Below are 458 nucleotides of genomic sequence, written 5' to 3' on the forward strand. Positions count from 1 at the left end.
GTGTCATTACCAGCACCACCATTAAGGGTGTCATTACCAGCACCACCATTGAGAATATCATTACCTGCACCACCTCTGAGAACGTTATTTAAGTGATTCCCTTTTAATGTGTCATTTAAACTACCACCAACTGCATTTTCGATATCTATAAAAGTCTGCCCACCTACAGTAATACCTAAAGTCAAAGACAGATTTTCATTAATTCTCTGTTGTCCCACAATACTAAGGTCAACATTGATGCTTTTTGTAGTGGTTGCAGAGAAGTCTAGTGTATCTGTACTGTTATTATTTTGGTTGATGACTGTGAATTTTTCCCAGGCATCTATTGTCGAGGGAAAGCCATTTATATTCCATGATTCCCATCCATTCCGTGCAGAAACGTAACCATTATGGAATGTTTTTAGGGCTATTGTTCCATCATTATTATTGATAATCGTGAATTTTTCCCAGGCATCTAT

At 37.6% G+C, this 458-nt stretch carries 1 pseudogene; it reads right to left on the reverse strand.

Features of this window, described 5'->3' with window-relative positions:
- A pseudogene (locus tag ACIR310F_RS26800) lies at positions 1–458 on the reverse strand (hypothetical protein); the annotation flags it as partial.

The organism is Dolichospermum circinale AWQC310F (assembly GCF_000426925.1).
Classification (GTDB): domain Bacteria; phylum Cyanobacteriota; class Cyanobacteriia; order Cyanobacteriales; family Nostocaceae; genus Dolichospermum; species Dolichospermum circinale.